Raw genomic sequence first — 18,544 nt, 5'->3', positions numbered from 1 at the left:
AAGTAATTAATTTCAAAAGGATTTTTCAATTTTCCCAGCGAAAAGTTTCCACCATGTGTTTCATATCATTTTTTAAATAATCAGCCGCGGGAATAATTGAATCATAATTGGGTTTTGTCCTAAAGTAAACCGAAGCAGTAACAAAATGATTTGTACTATCGGTGAGATAAAACTGTGCCTGAGAAGCAGCATCTCCTGTTACTTCATAAAACATTCCGTGAACATCCTGAATTTTGTTGGTATATACGTCTCCCTCAATAGCATCAGCTTTAATGGTATGTTGCAAAGGCAGTTTTTGCGCATCAGCTAGTAAAGAATCTAAATTACCATCAACTTCCTGATAGGTTAAAAAAATGGTCCCATTCAGATCTTTGTATTCGAGATTTATCCAGCATGGATTATTATTTTGGGAAGCGCTTACTTTGGCCAGAGAGTTAATTTCGAAATTATAAGGGCAATTGAAATTAGCGATTTCATAGGTTGCTTTAGGATAATTAAGTGCCAGAAATGCACGAGGCCTAGGTGTTTTACTTTCCTCCCCACAGCTCATAAGCATTAGACTTATAATAATCACCAGAGACTTTTTCATATTAAATACTCAATTACAATTCAAGAGGGGAAATATTCACTTTAATTTGTTTCAAACGCTTGTTATCCAATACTTCTACAGTAAAACTATAATTCAAAAAATAGATCACATCATTCTTCTTGGGAAATCCTCCTGAAATCTCGAGTAAAAATCCTGCCAAAGTATCTGCCTCACCCTTTCGCTCTTCAAACCCAATAGGATCTTCAATTTTCACAATGCGATAGAAGTCCTTTAATGAAGTCTTTCCTTCAAAAACATAGCTATTCTCATCTAACTTGGAATATACTAAATCTTCATCGTCAAATTCATCACTTATATCGCCAACAATTTCCTCAATAATATCTTCCAGGGAGATTAGACCACTGGTACCGCCGTATTCATCTACCACAATGGCCAAGTGATTTTTCTTGGTTTTAAAATCATTCAGTAAATCGTCAAGCTTTTTGTTTTCAGGAACAAAATAAGGTTCTCTTAGCAAGCTATTCCATTTAAAAGCTGGCTCATCTATATATGGCAACAAATCCTTAACGTATAAAATACCGCTTACATTGTCTATATTTTCCCGATAAACCGGAATCCTGGAATAACCTTTATCTATAATTTCAGGAATAATTTCTTTATAAGTCTGGCTTTCATTTAACGCGAAAATATCCATCCTTGGCCGCATTACCTGTTTGGTATCTGTATTTCCAAAAGAAACAATTCCCTGTAGTATTTTTTGTTCCTCTTTAGTGGTATCCTCATCACTGGTAAGTTCCAACGCCTGCGACAAATGATCTATACTTATAAAAGAACGCTGTTTCCCAAGGCGATTATGCACAAAAATCGTAACCGCGCGCATAGGTCCACTTAATGGTGTAAAAATAGTATCTAAGAAATTTAAAGGACGCGCCATAAAATTTGAAAACAATACATTGTTTCGACTAGCGTACACTTTAGGCAAAATTTCCCCAAAAAGCAGGATAATAAAAGTAACTATACCAACTTCAATAAGGAATTTGAAATTAATACCATAAAAAACCGTATTGATCCCTCCAAAAAGATTCTCGGCAAGATTATCGAACAAGAGTACGATCGCAATGTTTATAAAGTTGTTGGCCACTAAAATTGTGGCGAGTAACTTCTTGGGTTTATCAAGTAAATTAACTACAATTTGTTGCGTATTGGAACGCTTCCCGTCCTCGGTAATAACATCTGCAGGAGTTAAGGAAAAAAAAGCAACCTCGGCCCCAGAAATTAAGGCTGAACAAATTAAAAGCAGCAGTAAAACTAAATAGCTGAATAGCTGCGTAAAATCAAAAGCGGCCCATAACAATATTAAACTGGGAGGTTCTGAATCCAAATGACGGAGTTTTAATTAAACTTAAAATGGCAAATCGTCCTCTTCTTCATTTGCCAAAGACTGATTGGCAAAATTATCATTTTTAGGCGTAGTTTGTTGGTTTTGAGACGGAGAATTTTGCTGTTGCATATTCCCACCACCTTCATTTTCTCCTTTTGGTGTTAAAAAGGTGAATTCGGTGCACTGAATTTCCGTAGTATACCTGTCATTCCCCTGGTCGTCCTGCCATTTTCGAGTTTTAATCCTACCCTCTATGTAAACTTTATCTCCTTTTTTAAGGTATTTTTCACAGACTTCCGCAGCTTTATTCCGCACTACAATATTATGCCATTCGGTATTGGTAACTCGCTCGTTGGTCGTGCGATTGGTATACGTCTCGTTGGTAGCCAGAGGAAATCGGCCAATAGCCCCTCCCCCTTCAAAATAATGCATTTTCACGTCGTCTCCCGTATGCCCAATCAGCATTACCTTGTTTAATGTACCTGTCATCTCAATTAATTATTTTCGCCAAATAGGCTAATTATTTACACCCTAAAATACTGAAAAATTTATGGCTAATTAAAGCTAAAACACATAAAACTTTAAACAACTTATAAGGAATATGTTTCCAGACTGGTTTCTTCAAGAAAATTAGCAATTAAAACCGGCACCGGATAATCCTTCACCCGATTTAGCGAAATTCCCTTACCTCCCACTTTCTCCGCCTTAACCCACCAAAAATGCGCGTAAATATGCTGATGAGACAGTTTATGCACTACTGGTTTATCATTATGCAGATGAAACGAAAGTTCTTGTGATCCAAGAATTTTACTTATTTCTCCTTCCGGAAGAAAATCGTCTTTTCCAACTGGCTTCTTTGTTTCAATTAAGGGAAACTCATACAAACCATGCCATATTCCCTTTCCTGTTCGCTGCTGTAGCAGGGTTTTATTCTCATCAGAATAAACCACCAAGTAGTTAAAGAAGCGTTTTTTTATTTTCCCTTTCTTTAGTTTAACCGGTAATTCCTGAATTTTTTTTCTCTGCAAAGCCAGACAACCCGAACTCAAGGGACAGGTTGCACATAAAGGATTTCGAGGTTTACACTGAAGGGCACCAAATTCCATTAAAGCCTGGTTATAATTGGAGGGATCTTTTTTCTCTAACAATTCAGTGGCAAGGATTTTAAATTCTTTAATTCCTGCCGTAGAATTTATAGGGGTCTCTACATCAAAAAACCTAGCTAAAACCCTATAAACATTACCATCAACCACCGCAACAGGTTCACTATAGCAAATAGAAGCTACGGCGGCAGCGGTATAATCGCCGACTCCTTTTAGTTTTTTTAGTTCTTTATAGGATTTAGGAAAAATACCATTCAATTCTTCTGCTACGTATTTAGCACTTTCGTGCAGGTTTCTGGCTCTTGAATAATAACCTAAACCTTGCCAAAGTTTTAGCACTTTTTCCAAGGGGGCAGCAGCAAGATCAAAAACAGTAGGAAAAGCCTTGGAAAAACGCAGATAATAGGGTAAACCCTGCTCTATTCTGGTTTGCTGTAACATGATTTCACTCAACCATATATGGTAAGGATCGCTTGTTAAGCGCCAGGGCAATTCTCGTTTGTTTTTTAAATACCAACCAATCAACACTTTAGAAAATACCATACATAAAATAGACTTGTTGCAATAATAAAAGTTTATTCCGTTATTATTTAATGAATTAGGCTTGAAATATTGTAGATTTAATTCTTATATTTGCGCCCTTGAAAAATATAGAAACCCCAATTTATAATATTAAATAGTACGAAAATGACGAAAGCAGATATTGTAGCAAACATTTCAGAAAAATTAGGAATGGAAAAAGGTGATGTCCAGGCTACTATTGAAACCTTCATGGATGAGGTAAAAACTTCATTGGAAAGTGGAGATAACGTATATTTAAGAGGATTTGGAAGTTTTGTTGTAAAAACAAGAGCTGAAAAAACCGGAAGAAATATCTCTAAAAACACTACCATTAAAATTCCAGCACACAACATCCCAGCTTTTAAACCAGCTAAGATTTTTGTGGAAGGGGTTAAAACCAACGTCGAGGTTAAGTAATTTGAAACTGTAAATCAGTTTCTGTAGAAAATAATTTATTAATTAAAAAGAAACACTATGCCAAGTGGTAAAAAAAGAAAAAGACATAAGGTAGCTACGCACAAGCGTAAAAAAAGAAACAGAGCTAACCGTCATAAGAAAAAGTAGTTTTCACACTACTTTTTTTAATTAAAACGTTCATTGAAATTGAAACCCTAGTGATTACCTAAAATTTTTAGGGTTTCTTCAGGATTAAAAAACCTGTGATAAAATAATGTTTAATCCATCCCGATACAATCGGGACAAAAATCTAATAGAGTGGACAAAGAATTAATTATCCGGTCCGGAACCTCTGCTGTAGATTTTGCCTTACAAAAAGATGGAAAACTTATTGAACTCAACAAGGAAGAAGATAGCAACAAATTTAATGTTGGTGATATTTTTATCGCTAAAATTAGAAAAGCTGTTCCTGGGTTAAATGCCGCATTTGTCAATGTCGGTTATGAGAAAGATGGTTTTTTACACTATCACGATCTCGGCCCTCAGGTTTCTTCTATGCTTAAGTTCATAAAACGTGTAAGCACAGGTAAATTAAAAGATTATTCCTTAAAGAATTTTACATTTGAAAAGGATATTGACAAAGACGGAATTATTACCGATGTCTTAAAGTCAAATCAATCGTTATTGGTTCAGGTTGTAAAAGAACCTATTTCTACCAAAGGCCCTCGAATAAGCTCAGAGCTTTCTATCGCGGGTCGATATATCGTACTGGTACCTTTTTCTAATCGTATTTCAGTTTCACAAAAAATTGAAAGCAAAGAAGAAAAAGACCGGTTAAAGCGATTGGTAAAAAGCATTAAACCCAAAGGTTTTGGGATTATTGTAAGAACCGTAGCCGAAGGCAAAAAAGTAGCAGAACTGGATAGAGATCTTCAAAATTTGATGGATCGTTGGACAGGAATGTGCAAAAAGATGTATAAACCGCATCATCCCTCTAAAGTATTAGGAGAATTAAACAGGGCATCTTCCCTGTTAAGAGATATTTTTAATGACTCTTTCACTTCTATTACTGTAGATGACGAAACGCTTTATACACAAATTAAAGACTATGTGGGCGAGATCGCCCCGAGTAAAGAATCGATTGTTAAATTATATCAATCTAATGTTCCAATTTTTGAAAAATACGGTATCGAAAGACAAATAAAAACTTCATTTGGGCGCACCGTCTCTATGAGCAAAGGCGCCTACCTGGTAATAGAACATACCGAAGCTATGCACGTTATAGACGTCAATAGCGGTAATCGTTCCAACAAATCCAGAAACCAGGAAGATACTGCATTAGAGGTGAATATGATTAGCGCCACAGAAATAGCCCGGCAATTAAGATTGCGTGATATGGGTGGCATAATCGTGATCGACTTCATAGACATGGGAAAAGCAGAAAACCGCAAGACCCTGTTTGATCACCTTAGAAACGAAATGAGTGACGACCGTGCAAAGCATAAGATTTTGCCACCGAGCAAATTCGGGTTGATACAAATTACAAGACAACGCGTAAGGCCGGAAATGAATATTAAAACCCGTGAGGACAATCCGAACGGATCTGGTGAGATTGAAGCACCGATACTTTTAATAAACAAAATGAAAACCGACCTGGAAAAACTCATTAAGAAAGATCATAAAAAGATCACTTTGAGTGCGCACCCATTTATTGCTGCCTTTCTAACAAAAGGCTTTCCATCTCCCCGCTCCCAATGGTTTTTAGACCATAAGCGCTGGGTTAAAATTTTACCAAGAGACGCTTACACGTACATGGAATATCATTTTCACGATAAAGAAGGAAATGAAATCCTTTAAACTAACGCCTTTCGTTCATTCGGAAGGCGTTTTTTTTATGTAATAGCCTGAAATCAAACCTTGCTTCTGCACCGATTTATCCCTACTTTTATTACTATTTTTGAACTCTCAAATCTGCAATATTCCATCTTGAAAGAAATAAAAAAATCTTATACCGTTAAAGAAGCAACTATCAAATTGATGCAATTTTGCGCCTACCGAGACCGTTCCCAAAAAGAAGTTGAAGAAAAATTAATTGAAATGAAAATGATTCCAGCGGCACAGGAGCAAATCATTATTCAACTCATGCAGGAAGATTTTTTAAATGAAGAACGATTTGCGAGAAGTTTTGTACGGGGAAAATTCAGGATAAAAAAATGGGGAAGGGTTAAAATCAAACAAGAATTAAAATTTAGGGAGATTTCCATTCCTATAATTAAGATAGCTCTTTCAGAAATAGATCCACAAGAATACTCCTCCACATTAAATGAACTCGCCGTAAAGAAGCTCAGGCTTATCAAAGATCCAGATAAATATAAGAAGAAGGGCAAATTAGCCGATTTCCTGCTTCGTAAAGGCTATGAGAGTAATCTTGTATTTGATACCGCAAACGAGCTGTTAGAGTAAGTTTATTATCCTATTCACCCACGGACGAAATTAAGGCTGGTGATTTTTTTATTTTGCCCATGTTTCAAAGATTGAAACGAAAAAAATAACCCACTGATTCTAATACTCCTTGAAATAATGGATATAAAGGAAATTGGTAGCTAAACTTTATTTTTCTTATGCGTTCGCCTTATCGCTTCTTCGTTTTTGTAATCTATCCACTTTTGTCCTTTTAATTTCCTCATATAATTATCAAAATTACGCATCACAACAAGGTTATAAACCGCTTTAGAAAAATTGGTCAGTGTTCTTGGAGTAGCCCTTAAACTCATAGAAAAACCGGGCGTCAAATAAGTCATCTGATGCCAGTAACCTTCAGGCATGTATAAGGCTTCGCCGTGGTTTAATTCAGTTACAAAGCCTTTTGCTTTTCTCAAAACCGGGAATTTTTGAAAATCTGGGTTGTTAAAGTCTATATCCTCACGGGAAATTAAGGCATGAGGTACTTTATATAGGTATTTAGTCTGAGTAGGTGGATAAAGAATACAGCGTTTTTTTCCATGGAAGTGAAAATGTAGGATATTAGCAAAATCAATATCATAATGCATAAAAACTTTGGAATTCTCTCCTCCAAAAAACAAAGTGGGCAGTTGCTTTAGAAAACGAATTCCCAAATCAGGAAACTTAAAGTCTTTTTGTAAAACAGGGACCTCTTTCAACAAATGATAAAGAAAAATACGGTAATTAGTAGGTTTGGATTTCAGCAGATCTATATATTCTGCCATTTTCATTTCAGTATGGGGTTCGTTAAATTTTTGCTTTGAATGAATTGGACGGTTATCGTATAGCGGTACTGTTTTCTCTCCAGCTACTTTCTTGATATAATCCAGGCTCCATTTATGCTTAGCTGGCCAGTCATCTGTTAAGTGTTCAATTACCACAGGCTTTTGTTGGCGAACATATTGTTCTAAAAAATCAGTTTTAGAAATATTCTTTAGCCTTGGTATAGGTTCTAAATTCAAGCGATCTTCTTTCTCCATCATTCGATTCCAGCACTTTTATGCGTGTTTTCAATTGCTTTTCTATTCTTGTAATCCACCCATTCCTGCCCCTTAATTTTACGCATTAAATTGTCGTAATTTCGAGTAATCATCAAATTTTTAAACACCTCGGCGATTCGTCCAGGTTTTTGCGGCAATGACCTTAAGGTCATGGATAAACTGGCAGTATCATATTTTATAAAATGCCACCACTTACTTGGAATATAAAGGGCTTCACCATGTTTTAGTCTAGTTTCAAATCCCTGAGCTATAGCTAGTGCCGGATACTTTTCAAAATCTGGATCATCCATATTTATTATCTCCATACTAACTATGGAGTATGGTACATGATACAAAAATTTTGTTTCGGAAGGAGGATAAAGGATCACTCTTTTTTCCCCGATAAAATTAAAATGAAAATTATTGGCCAGATCCATATCATAATGCATAACAACACTACTTCCTTGTCCTCCGACAAATAATACGGGTAACTTTTTAAAGAATTTCACCCCTAAATCGGGATATTGAAAATCATGGATTAAATCCGGGCAATTTTGAAGAAGATTAAAGAAAAACATTCTCAGTTGTGTGGGACCCTTCTCCAGGATATCAATGTATTCCCGCATAGGGACTTTCTTTACGGGTCCATGAGAACTTTGTCTGCCTTTTGCTGGTTTTCCGTCATACAGGGGTACTACCATATCTCCGGCTTTCTTCCGAAAATAATCAAAATCCCATTTTTGGGTTGCAGGCCAATCGGCAGAGAGCTCTTCAAACACAACCGGTTTTTCTGGAATAAAATAGTCTTTCAAAAATTCTTCTTTTGAAAGCGTTTTAACCCGCGGTATGTTTTGCAGATTCAGTTTCAAGATTTCGATTTGTTATACCTTGGCCTTGGATTTTTGTTGCGCCTCTAAATTCCTTTCAATCTTGTGCCCGGGTCTTGACCATTTTGGCTTTTCACCTAAATTCTGGTATTTGGAATCTTCGGCAGAAACACTTTCAGGCTGCTGTTTTTTCTCAAAAGCTTTCTGAGGATTCAACCCTAAGGATTTAAACAATTCCATATCCTCACTGACATCAGGATTTGGTGTAGTCAGTAACTTATCCCCAGCAAAAATTGAATTGGCACCAGCAAAAAAGCACATCGCCTGTCCTTCTCTACTCATTTGAGTTCTTCCTGCCGAAAGTCTAACCTGAGTTTCAGGCATGACAATTCTAGCCGTTGCTACCATTCTCACCATTTCCCAGATAGAAACTGGCTCTTGTTCCTCCATTGGAGTTCCTTCTACTGGCACTAAAGCGTTAATTGGTACAGATTCTGGTTGTGGACTCAAGGTAGATAGGGCCACCAGCATTCCAGCACGATCGTTTGCACTTTCACCCATTCCAATAATTCCACCGCTACAGACTGTCACATTGGTTTTTCGAACGTTTCCTATAGTATCTAATCTGTCCTGATAGCCACGAGTAGAAATAACTTCTTTATAATATTCTTCTGAAGAATCTAAATTATGATTATATGCATACAATCCGGCTTCGGCAAGTCGCTGCGCCTGATTTTCTGTTATCATTCCTAGGGTACAACAAACTTCCATATCTAGTTTATTAATGGTTCTCACCATTTCCAAAACAGAATCGAATTCCACCCCATCCTTTACATTTCTCCAGGCTGCACCCATACAAACCCGGGAACTTCCTGATGCTTTTGCGCGTAATGCCTGTGCTTTGACCTGACTTACACTCATAAGGTCATTTCCTTCCACATTGGTGTGATATCTCGCTGCCTGGGGACAATAGCCACAATCTTCTGGGCAGCCACCGGTTTTAATGGAAAGTAAGGTTGAAACCTGTACAGTATTGGGATCGTGATGTTCCCTGTGCACAGTGGCCGCCTCATAAAGCAGCTCCATTAATGGTTTGTTGTATATTTCGAGTATTTCTTCTTTTGTCCAGTTATGTCTTGTAGCCATAGAAATAGATTTGATTTCAAAAATAAATAAAACTGCGCTTTAATAGACCTTCGGCGAAGAAAGTTTTCAAAGCTTTCTCAAAAAGCTTATTTCCTGCTTACCAATATAGACACTGCATTCCCACCAAAGCCAATGGCATTCACCAAGATATTTTCTAATTTAGATGGGATTTTACTGATTTCAGAAAAGGGAACATCTATAAATTCCTGATGCTGCAGCATCAAAACAGCCAGCTCCAAATTCAGTATTCCAGAAGTGGCGAAGGTATGGCCAAGCTTCCATTTATTGCTGGTCATAGCAGGAATATTTTCACCAAAAACAGCCTTTAATGCATTCACTTCGGAAAGATCTCCTCTTAAAGTCCCTGGGGCATGCATCACCACGGCATCAATCTCGGAAAGTTCTTTTTTGCCAACTGCCATTCTCATCGCTTTTTGCAAAGATTCTCCATGTTCTGAAATTGAAACGCTGTGTTTCAAAATTTCGGTCGCGTAACCAATCCCTGTAATTCTACCAAGTGCTTCCTCTGAATTTTGATTTTGTAAGGCCAAAATTCCTGAACCTTCCCCCAGCACCATAGAATTTCGCTTTTTCTTCATATCTAAAGCACGGCATGGAAAATCAAGCTCTTCTGAGGCATAGATTTTCATCGCCTTCATCTGGGCTATGGTAAAGGGCGTAAGCGCAGCTTCACTACCTCCAGCAAGAAATTTATCACAAAAGCCCGCCTGCATCCAGGCAATTGCATTTGCAATCGCGTGCAAACCGGTTGAGCAGGTCACGCTATGAGAAAATTCAGGGCCGGCACTTTGAAGGTCTTGGGCAACCCAGGAAGAAATATTACCTAAGGTAGTTGAAGGTGAAGCCTGGGTTGAAGCTTCCCCGTTTTTGATAAATTCTTTATGGTATTTTTCGAATAATCCTGTAGCCCCTCGCGAGCTCCCAATATTAATCCCTATATTTTTATCATTCCCCCAGCCCGCTTCCTTAATTGCTTTTCTGGCAGAAAAAATTGCGAACAGAACGGATTCGTCTATTTTCCCATACTGGCTGTTGGTATTCCTAAGTGTTTCAATATCATTTCGCACTTCTTTAGGTAAAAATGCCGCAAAAGCTTCCTTATTACCAAACATATGTTTGGTAATAAAATGTTTAGGAGTTTTATAATTGTTCCATATTTCTGCTTTGGACTGCCCAAGGGCAGAAACAGTGCCAAATGAAGATATAAATACTGGTGATTTCAAAACTGATTATTTTTTTAGCAAAAATACAGTCTGTAGTATCAACCACTAAATATTCTGCTTAAAAAATTAATAGAATTGAAATAAGATTCTAAGAAGCCTAACGCTGATAATAAAGGTTTAAAATAGAATCCATTTCTTTTTCACCCAAGAGAATTTTTTGCAACTCCAACTGGATTCCTTCTGAGATAAGTTCGATCAGCGGCTGATATACCATCTCAACTTTTCGGATAGATTTCTGTAGAATTTCATCCCATTCTTTATGATAGTTTAGCAAGTCATCCGGATACACCTTTTTCCTGGAACTTTTTTCCTGGTTTGGTTCAAAAGCTTCATCAATATTTAAATACCCGTAATCGTCCGTTAGCTCTTCGCCAATCTCAATATCCTTTATCGCGATCTCAAAACCATAGGCAGTAGAAAAGCAGTTAGAATTAAAACTATGGTTAACATATTTAGCCAAATCCCAACACAGTACCAAATCGCCAAAACGATTTCGAAATGCATATTTATCCAACATTTTCAAACTTTTAGGATGTAGTTTTTCTACCTGAGAGGTATAAAAAATACGGTCTAAATCGTCCTGAACCCAGGTAATTGTACCCTCTGGGATATTTTTAGTAGCAACCACGCCATAGCCCACTTTTTCATTTATAAATCGCAATTCGGTATCTGGATGCATCATAATGGCAAAAATTTAATTCTAATGTAACCATTTAAACCTTTGCTTTTAAACGACTTAAAAATTTATTACAAAAATTTATCTAACAGGTCTTCAATAACGTGGTAGATTTTATCCAGTTCGGTCTGAGAAACCGTGAAAGGTGCCAGAATATATATGGTATTGCCAAGGGGCCTTAAAAACACACCATTGTCCATAAAATGTTTATAAAGCTGGTTTCGAAGATTTCCGTAACGGTCCATTTTCAGGTTGATATCAAAAGCATATATAACACCAAGTTGCCGACGATTGGTCACTTTAGGATGGTCCTTTATTTTTTCATCAAATGCCTGGTGTGATTTAATTACCTTTCTTATGTTCTGTTGAATTTCTTCGGAAACCAACAATTCTATTCCTGCAATTGCTGCAGCGCAAGCAGGTGGATTCGCTGAATAAGTATGGCCATGGAATAATCCTTTTGAGATTTTATCATCGTAGAATGCATCGTAAATTTTTTGCGAGCAGGTGGTTAATCCCATAGGCAACAATCCGGCGGTCAATGCTTTAGAAAGGCATATAATATCGGGTTTAGTTGCTAGATAATCAGAAGCGAAATATTTCCCTGTTTTCCCAAAGCCAGTCATCACTTCATCTGCCACACAAATAATATCATTTTTCTGACAAATGTTTAAAATTTCATTCAAACCTTCCGCATTATGCATTTTCATCCCAGCAGCACCCTGAACTAGCGGCTCATAGATAAATCCGGCAATATCATTTTCTGAAATAAGCATTTCCAGTTGGGATATAACTTCTGAATTGTTCTTTCCAAGGGGAACGGGAATTCGTATGACTTCAATAAAGTGTTCCTCAAAGGCGCCATTATAAACCGAAAGACCAGAAACCGACATAGCCCCAAAAGTATCTCCATGAAAACCTTCCTCAAAAGCCAACATTACATTACGCCTATTCCCCTGGTTGTAATGGTACTGCAATGCCATTTTAATCCCAATCTCAGTAGCCGTCGACCCATTGTCATTAAAAAATAATTTTTGTTGATTTCCAGGTAAAATCTTTATAAGCTCCTCTGAAAGTTTTACCGCGGGCTCGTGAGTAAAACCGCTGAAAACAACCTGATCCAGGTTCTGCATTTGCGCTGCAACTCTACCGGAAATAAATTCATTACAATGTCCGTACATAGCGGTATACCAGGATGAAATACCATCTATGTATTGACTGCCGTCTTCAGCGTAGAGTATACTTCCTTTGGCCTTTACAATAGGTATGGCTTCGGGAGAAATTTTATGTTGGGTTAGCGGATGCCAAAGGTGTTTTTGGTCTCGGAAAACTAGATTCATTTCTTTTAGAATGGGTTAGTTAGCTCAAAAATTGATATATATAATTGGTCTCCTGATAATTCCAGGAAAAAGCAACCTGAGCGGTTCATAGCGGATAAGAGTTTATAACACTCCATTTTTGAACGCCTATTTTCTTAAAATTGTTTTGATGTATTTATTGCAATTTTTCTCTAAAGATGTCCGCGTATTCTTTCACTATATTCTGATCAAAATAAGGTTCCTGGTCTATTCTTCCAAGAACGGGAACCCCGCTCATTTTTTCAATTATGCTTTCTGTAGATTTATTTTTTTTACCAGAAAAAATTATTCCAAAACATTGCAATTTGCGAGATTTCAGTGCCTCAATGGTGAGTAAAGTGTGGTTGATACTTCCCAGATAATGGCGTGAAACCAAAATTATACGATCTTTCGGTTGTATTAAATCGGCAATGATCTCTTTGTCGCTGATAGGCACCATTAAACCACCGGCGCCTTCAATTATCAGATTATTATCGGTATTTGGACGTTTTATTTTGTTTGAAAAAATCTTAACCCCATCAATTTCAGCAGCAGCGTGGGGACTCATTGGCATTGTTAAAGCAAAAGAATTTTTATGAAAAACAATGCTTTCATTCGAAACTAATTTTTTTACTTTAATACTATCAGAATTCTCGAGATCTCCGGCCTGTATGGGTTTCCAGTAATCGGCTTGCAAGGATTCGGTTAAGATAGCCGAAACAATTGTTTTACCGACTTCGGTTCCGATACCGGTTACAAAATAAGTATGTTTCATTTCTAACTAAATTTATTTTTACAACTTTCACAATAGTAATCGTATTTGTAATGAATTGGTAAGGAGAAGGTGAGAAATGAAATCAGAAAAGCCAAAAAAGAACGTAAATCTTTTACATTGGTGTAAACTTTTACATGAATACTATTACAGCTTGGGCATATTAACCTTTTCCCTTCATTATCAAGTGAATAGTTTTCAATTTCGTTTAAAACGGCTAATGCCCGTGCTCTATCACAGGTTCGAACATTCATTTTAACACCACCTATGGCCTGACTTATCAAAGGATCAGTATCTATTAAAACCTGATCGGCTAAAAATACCTCAATGCCTTCCGACTGCAATTTACCCTTTACTATTTGGGCTTCAGAAGAATACTGGTAGCAGGCAATATTTACAAATGTCTCTTTCAAGGGATTAATTTAGTAAGTTTTTTTAACACTCCAGTAATTTCACTTTCCGAATTGAAAGAATGCAAACAAAACCTTAAGCGTTCCCTGTTTTTTGAAACGGTTGGAGAAAGTATTGGTTTTACATCGAAACCCTCCTTTGCCAAATCTCCAGCTATCTTTTTTACTTGTTCGTTGCCTGGAATAATACAACTGTGAACGGCCGATTTACTTGGAATGAAATATTTTACCAGTTTGTTCTTTTCTAACTGATGATTAAAAAAAATAATATTTTGGTGTAATTGCTGAATTCCTGGAAACCCCTCTTGAAAATTCTGATATACCGCTATTATCGTGGCCACAGAATGTGGCGGTAAAGCGGTGGTATAAATTAAACTTCTGGAAAAATTAACCAGGTACTCTTTAAGGCCCTTACTGCCTAGAATTACCGCGCCGTGGCATCCAGGCGCTTTTCCAAAGGTAATTAATCTGGCAAAGACCCTATGCTGAAGTTGCAATTGCTGAACCAATCCTTCTCCCTTTTCTCCAAAAACACCACTAGCGTGGGCTTCATCCACGATCAAAAAAGCACCATATTCTTCTGAAAGACCAGTTAATTCATTTAAAGGAGCAAACGCTCCATCCATAGAAAAAACAGATTCGGTTACTATATAAATTTCTGAAGTTTCAGATTTTGGATTTCTTTTTAGCTTAATTTTTAGGTCTTCCGTATCATTATGCTTGAATTTATAAGATTTGGCGTTACTCATAATAATTCCATCCCGTATGGAAGCATGTACCAGTTCATCATAAAAAACAACATCACCACGTTTAGGTACAGAAGCGAAAAAACCAATATTAGCATCGTAACCCGAATTGTAAATTAAAGCAGCTGCGGAATGATGAAACTCTGCTAGAAAATTTTCGGCTAGATCATAAATTTTATGATTTCCCGACAGCAACCTGGAACCGGTGGCACCATTCTTCAACAGTGTATTGTTACTTAAAATATGATGGGCCTGCCTATAAATTTTTTCCGAAGAAGCCAATCCCAAGTAATCGTTGGAAGAGAAATCTATTAATTTTACATTCTGCTTTAGGCTTCGAAACGCATTCTGTTGCTTTCTAATTCCCAAAGTTTTCGCTAATTTTAAAGGTAATTCTTGCATAGGGTAAAATTACGATATTAACCAACCTAAAAATATGGAACTTGCAGAATTTAGCCTAAGCATAGGTCTGGCAGCTATCGCAGGTCTTTTTATAGGCATAGAAAGAGAGATTACCGGAAAAAGTGCTGGATTAAAAACTAACGCTCTTGTTGCTCTTGGTTCCTGTGTTTTTATCCTACTTTCTCTGCAATTTAGGGGTGAAGAATTTGTTGATATCACGAGAGTTTTGGGGCAGGTAGTTACCGGGATCGGTTTTATTGGGGCTGGAACTATCCTTCAACACGGAAAAAACGTTAAAGGTTTAACTACAGCTGCTACAATTTGGTGTAGTGCCGGTGCCGGTGGATTAGCTGCCTTGAAAATGTATGAAGCACTTCTAATTGTATGCCTGACCATAGTGGCAATAAACCTCCTTTTTGGATTTGTAGAAAAGAAGCTAATTAGGCGTAAAGGAAATAAGGAAAATGATGAAAATTAAAGGATTATTATTTATTATCATCATCTAGTTTGGTATGATCTACATTATCTTCAGGGGTATCATCAATTTCACTTTTTAATATATAAGAGTTCTTTTGATATTTGCCTTTCAAATCGTCTACAACAGATCCTTTCCAAAGTTTAACCCCGGTAAAATATGAGGCTCTTCCAATTAAATGCGCACTAACCGGCGCAGTAAGAAAAACAAAAAGAATGATAACCAGTGACCTGGAAGTAGTAGAAAGATCGTTAAAGAACACAGCTGTCCCTACCAAAATCAATCCAACGCCGAGTGTAGCTGCTTTGGTATTCACCGAAATCCTCATATAAGTATCGGGCATTCGTATAAGGCCAATTGCGGAAAGCAATACGAACAAGGTTCCTAATGTGACTAAAATTCCTATAATTATCGAACTCATTTTTTTCTATTTCTTTTTTCAAGGTAATACGAGAAAGCTACGGTACTCAAAAAAGCAATTAATGCTAAAATCATAGCAGTATCCAAGAAAGTAGATCTACCATGAATAATACTGTAAACCCCGATGATTCCAATGCCAGTAGTAATTAATACATCTAGAGCAATAATTTTATCCGCGATACTAGGACCTTTTATAAATCGGTATACTATAAGAAGTACCGAAAAGGCCAATAAGGGTAAAATAACATAATATAAATAATCCGTTAGCGTCATTTCAAAATTTCCAAAATTCGTTTTTCAAATCCGTTTTTAATCCCATCTATAAATTCCTCCCTATTGGTTATATACATACTGTGGACATACAGTACTTTCTTATCATTAGAAACGTCAAGGCTTAAAGTTCCAGGGGTTAACGAAATCATATTCGCTAAAAAAGTAATCCCCAGGTTACTTTGCACGCTAAGTGGGACTTTTACAATTCCCGGTTTCATTCTATAATGCGGAGTACTTACCTCATATGCCACCTGCAGGTTAGCTTTAAACAATTCCCACAGGAAATAGAAAAAGAAAGCAATTAGTTTAGGTATAATTGTAAAGTATCGAGCATCCCTGTTTCCTCGCGTAATTACCCATAAAATGAAAAAATTGACAATAAATCCAAATACATAATTTGGAAAACCAAAATCCCCAGTAAGGGCAACCCATACAAAGGTGAGTAATAAGTTAGATACAAACCTGCTCTTCATTATTGGGTTTTTTGTGAGTTAAGTACCGCGTCAATATATTGTTGACTATCCATTAGTTCTGATGAAATTCTCGCCGAAAGTATTTGAATGTGTTCCGCTCCGAAACCTACGTACAAAGAAACCAGGCTTAAAAAAACAATGGGTACCACGATCTGGATTCTCTTTATATTTCTGATCTTATGAAAATACCTGAATTTAGGTCTTGCCGGAATTTCCTGAACATCCTTCCAAAAAACTTCGGCCCAAAGTTTAGATATTACCACCAAGGTAATAAAACTTGCAAAAATAATTGCCGCCAGGCTCCAATAACTTTCAGACTCGAAAGCAGCAGTGATTAATGAAATTTTGGGCCAAAAACCAGAAAGAGGTGGAATCCCGACCAACGAAAATAGCGGAATAAACAATAGTAAACTTAATTTAGGATAATTGGCATAGAAACCTCCTAATGCCCTCATACTATTGGAACCAGTAATTCTGTAAATAAGGCCACTCATCATAAACAAATTCGTCTTTACCAGGATATCGTGAATCAAATAGAAAATTGCCCCAGCAATAGCTACTTCAGTAAACATTCCTAAACCAATAATCATATAACCAATATGACATATGATTAAATATGAAAACACTTTTCTAATATTATTTTGAACCAAAGCACCTAAAGCTCCACTAAAAAGGGTGAAGATAGCCAGCACAAGCAAAATTTGATCTAGTAAAACATCTCCGACAAAAATTAATGTAAACACTCTGATTAAAGCATATACACCCACTTTTGTAAGCAAACCTCCAAAAATTGCCGAAACAGCAGATGGAGGGGTGTGATAGGAAGCTGGTAACCAGAAGTATAAAGGAAAAAGTGCCGATTTAATACCAAAGGCAATTAAAAATAAGATAGCGTCAATTTCTACTAAGGCCCTATTTTCAACTGCTGCCACTTTGCCCGCAAGATCAGCCATATTCAGGCTTCCGGTTAAACCGTACAGCACAGCAATTGCCGTTAAAAAGATCATGGACGCTAGGAAATTAAGGGTGAAATATTTTACCGCACCCTCTAACTGTGCTTTTTCCCCACCAATAGTGATGAGCACAAATGAACTAATTATAATAATCTCAAACCAAACGTACAGGTTGAAGATATCACCAGTTAAAAATGCTCCTGTAAGGCCTAAAAGCAAGAAGTGAAAAATAGGGAAATACCCAAACCGTAAACGATCACTTATCACCGAGCCAGATGAAAATATAGAAACTGCAAGCCCGGCAATTGAGGTTAATAAGACCATTGTAGCCGCAAAAGTATCAGCTATAAAAGTAATTCCGAAGGGTGCTTCCCAGTCTCCCGCTTGCACCGTTTGGGTGCCATGGTTCCAGATATAGGCAAAAACACCAATGCTGACTGCGAGATGAATAAGACTTCCTATCATGCTTATTATACGTTGCGCACTTATCTTCCTCCAAAAGAACATAAGAAGTATAGCCAAAAATAATTGCAGCAGTAAAGGATATAATATTAATTGTTGTGTCATGAATCTTCGTCTGTTGCGTTCATTTCGTCGAGATCATCTGTTTTTACCACTTTATGTGCTCTCTTTACAAGGATTATGGCAAAAGATTGTAAACCGAAACTAATTACGATTGCTGTTAATATTAATGCTTGGGGAAGAGGATCTGCATAGGCTTCTAAAAAAACCTTGGAGTTTTCTGGGATAATTGGCGGTGCACCTTCGGTGATTCTTCCGAGAAGAAAAATAAGAAGGTTTGCCCCATTTCCTAGAAGTATGATCCCAATAATGAGTTTTACCAAACTCCTACGTAGAATCATATATATACCCGCGGCATACAGAACCCCTATAATTATCGCTAAAATAATTTCCAT

At 37.0% G+C, this 18,544-nt stretch carries 22 protein-coding genes; 4 read left to right on the top strand and 18 right to left on the bottom strand.

All coding sequences use genetic code 11. The annotated features are described in order from the left end of the window. Positions 1-25 precede the first annotated feature (25 nt). From gldD to mutY, 4 genes are all read right to left on the bottom strand, one after another. A complete protein-coding gene (gene gldD, locus DET49_RS00695) occupies positions 26-589 on the bottom strand; it encodes a gliding motility lipoprotein GldD (RefSeq protein ID WP_133546225.1) in 564 nt (187 codons plus the stop codon). 13 nt (positions 590-602) lie between these two features. Beyond that, positions 603-1,931, bottom strand: a complete 1,329-nt coding sequence (locus tag DET49_RS00690) for a gliding motility-associated protein GldE (protein WP_133546224.1) — start codon at positions 1,929-1,931, stop codon at positions 603-605. Between the two features lie 21 nt (positions 1,932-1,952). Continuing rightward, on the bottom strand, positions 1,953-2,420 hold the full coding sequence (locus DET49_RS00685; protein WP_133546223.1) for a single-stranded DNA-binding protein: 468 nt from the start codon (positions 2,418-2,420) through the stop codon (positions 1,953-1,955). Between the two features lie 101 nt (positions 2,421-2,521). Then, complete coding sequence (mutY, locus tag DET49_RS00680; protein WP_133546222.1) at positions 2,522-3,577, bottom strand: A/G-specific adenine glycosylase; 1,056 nt, start codon at positions 3,575-3,577, stop codon at positions 2,522-2,524. Between the two features lie 126 nt (positions 3,578-3,703). Between mutY and DET49_RS00675 the strand changes: the two genes are divergently transcribed. The 3 genes from DET49_RS00675 to DET49_RS00665 all read left to right on the top strand — a co-directional run bounded on the left by DET49_RS00675 (position 3,704) and on the right by DET49_RS00665 (position 6,454). Further along, positions 3,704-4,012 (top strand): HU family DNA-binding protein, encoded by a 309-nt coding sequence (locus DET49_RS00675; RefSeq protein WP_255351554.1) that lies wholly within the window; start codon positions 3,704-3,706, stop codon positions 4,010-4,012. A 297-nt stretch (positions 4,013-4,309) separates the two neighbouring features. Then, positions 4,310-5,848, top strand: a complete 1,539-nt coding sequence (locus DET49_RS00670; protein ID WP_133546221.1) for a ribonuclease E/G — start codon at positions 4,310-4,312, stop codon at positions 5,846-5,848. A 180-nt stretch (positions 5,849-6,028) separates the two neighbouring features. Then, the gene (locus DET49_RS00665) at positions 6,029-6,454 is read left to right on the top strand and encodes a regulatory protein RecX (RefSeq protein WP_133546364.1); all 426 of its coding nucleotides are present in this window, start codon (positions 6,029-6,031) and stop codon (positions 6,452-6,454) included. A 140-nt stretch (positions 6,455-6,594) separates the two neighbouring features. On the opposite strand, the gene DET49_RS00660 is transcribed toward DET49_RS00665, so the two are convergent. From DET49_RS00660 to DET49_RS00620, 9 genes are all read right to left on the bottom strand, one after another. Further along, on the bottom strand, positions 6,595-7,473 hold the full coding sequence (locus tag DET49_RS00660; protein ID WP_410527954.1) for a cupin-like domain-containing protein: 879 nt from the start codon (positions 7,471-7,473) through the stop codon (positions 6,595-6,597). Continuing rightward, positions 7,473-8,285: a cupin-like domain-containing protein gene (locus DET49_RS00655; protein ID WP_317130286.1), complete on the bottom strand. Its 813-nt coding sequence runs from the start codon at positions 8,283-8,285 to the stop codon at positions 7,473-7,475. Before DET49_RS00655 ends, DET49_RS00660 begins: the two co-directional genes overlap by 1 nt. Positions 8,286-8,354: 69 nt before the next feature. Then, positions 8,355-9,446: a biotin synthase BioB gene (bioB, locus tag DET49_RS00650; RefSeq protein WP_133546218.1), complete on the bottom strand. Its 1,092-nt coding sequence runs from the start codon at positions 9,444-9,446 to the stop codon at positions 8,355-8,357. 86 nt (positions 9,447-9,532) lie between these two features. Continuing rightward, positions 9,533-10,690 (bottom strand): beta-ketoacyl synthase N-terminal-like domain-containing protein, encoded by a 1,158-nt coding sequence (locus tag DET49_RS00645; protein ID WP_133546217.1) that lies wholly within the window; start codon positions 10,688-10,690, stop codon positions 9,533-9,535. 97 nt (positions 10,691-10,787) lie between these two features. Next, positions 10,788-11,372 carry an SET domain-containing protein gene (locus DET49_RS00640; RefSeq protein WP_133546216.1) on the bottom strand — a complete coding sequence of 195 codons (585 nt, stop codon included), beginning with the start codon at positions 11,370-11,372 and terminating at the stop codon, positions 10,788-10,790. A gap of 65 nt (positions 11,373-11,437) precedes the next feature. Beyond that, the gene (bioA, locus tag DET49_RS00635; RefSeq protein ID WP_133546215.1) at positions 11,438-12,706 is read right to left on the bottom strand and encodes an adenosylmethionine--8-amino-7-oxononanoate transaminase; all 1,269 of its coding nucleotides are present in this window, start codon (positions 12,704-12,706) and stop codon (positions 11,438-11,440) included. Positions 12,707-12,860: 154 nt separating this feature from the next. Continuing rightward, positions 12,861-13,478, bottom strand: a complete 618-nt coding sequence (bioD, locus tag DET49_RS00630) for a dethiobiotin synthase (RefSeq protein ID WP_133546214.1) — start codon at positions 13,476-13,478, stop codon at positions 12,861-12,863. Between the two features lie 2 nt (positions 13,479-13,480). Continuing rightward, the gene (locus DET49_RS00625) at positions 13,481-13,888 is read right to left on the bottom strand and encodes a DUF2007 domain-containing protein (protein ID WP_133546213.1); all 408 of its coding nucleotides are present in this window, start codon (positions 13,886-13,888) and stop codon (positions 13,481-13,483) included. Then, on the bottom strand, positions 13,885-15,033 hold the full coding sequence (locus DET49_RS00620; protein ID WP_133546212.1) for an aminotransferase class I/II-fold pyridoxal phosphate-dependent enzyme: 1,149 nt from the start codon (positions 15,031-15,033) through the stop codon (positions 13,885-13,887). The genes DET49_RS00625 and DET49_RS00620 overlap by 4 nt, the downstream gene beginning before the upstream one ends. Positions 15,034-15,067: 34 nt before the next feature. Here DET49_RS00620 and DET49_RS00615 point away from each other — a divergent pair, with 34 nt between their 5' ends. After that, a complete protein-coding gene (locus DET49_RS00615) occupies positions 15,068-15,511 on the top strand; it encodes an MgtC/SapB family protein (RefSeq protein WP_133546211.1) in 444 nt (147 codons plus the stop codon). A gap of 7 nt (positions 15,512-15,518) precedes the next feature. On the opposite strand, the gene mnhG is transcribed toward DET49_RS00615, so the two are convergent. From mnhG to DET49_RS00590, 5 genes are read right to left on the bottom strand one after another with little or no spacing between them, the layout of a single operon-like run. Further along, a complete protein-coding gene (gene mnhG, locus DET49_RS00610; RefSeq protein ID WP_133546210.1) occupies positions 15,519-15,929 on the bottom strand; it encodes a monovalent cation/H(+) antiporter subunit G in 411 nt (136 codons plus the stop codon). Beyond that, on the bottom strand, positions 15,926-16,201 hold the full coding sequence (locus tag DET49_RS00605; RefSeq protein WP_133546209.1) for a cation:proton antiporter: 276 nt from the start codon (positions 16,199-16,201) through the stop codon (positions 15,926-15,928). Before DET49_RS00605 ends, mnhG begins: the two co-directional genes overlap by 4 nt. Further along, the gene (locus DET49_RS00600) at positions 16,198-16,674 is read right to left on the bottom strand and encodes a Na+/H+ antiporter subunit E (protein WP_133546208.1); all 477 of its coding nucleotides are present in this window, start codon (positions 16,672-16,674) and stop codon (positions 16,198-16,200) included. Before DET49_RS00600 ends, DET49_RS00605 begins: the two co-directional genes overlap by 4 nt. Beyond that, entirely contained in the window at positions 16,674-18,194 is a 1,521-nt protein-coding gene (locus DET49_RS00595) for a proton-conducting transporter membrane subunit (protein ID WP_133546207.1), read from the bottom strand. The genes DET49_RS00600 and DET49_RS00595 overlap by 1 nt, the downstream gene beginning before the upstream one ends. Further along, on the bottom strand, positions 18,191-18,544 hold the full coding sequence (locus DET49_RS00590; protein WP_133546206.1) for a Na+/H+ antiporter subunit C: 354 nt from the start codon (positions 18,542-18,544) through the stop codon (positions 18,191-18,193). Before DET49_RS00590 ends, DET49_RS00595 begins: the two co-directional genes overlap by 4 nt.

The sequence above is a fragment of the Salegentibacter sp. 24 genome, assembly GCF_004362395.1.
In the GTDB taxonomy this organism is placed as follows: Bacteria; Bacteroidota; Bacteroidia; order Flavobacteriales; family Flavobacteriaceae; genus Salegentibacter.
This window is presented reverse-complemented; position numbering and strand designations above follow the sequence as displayed.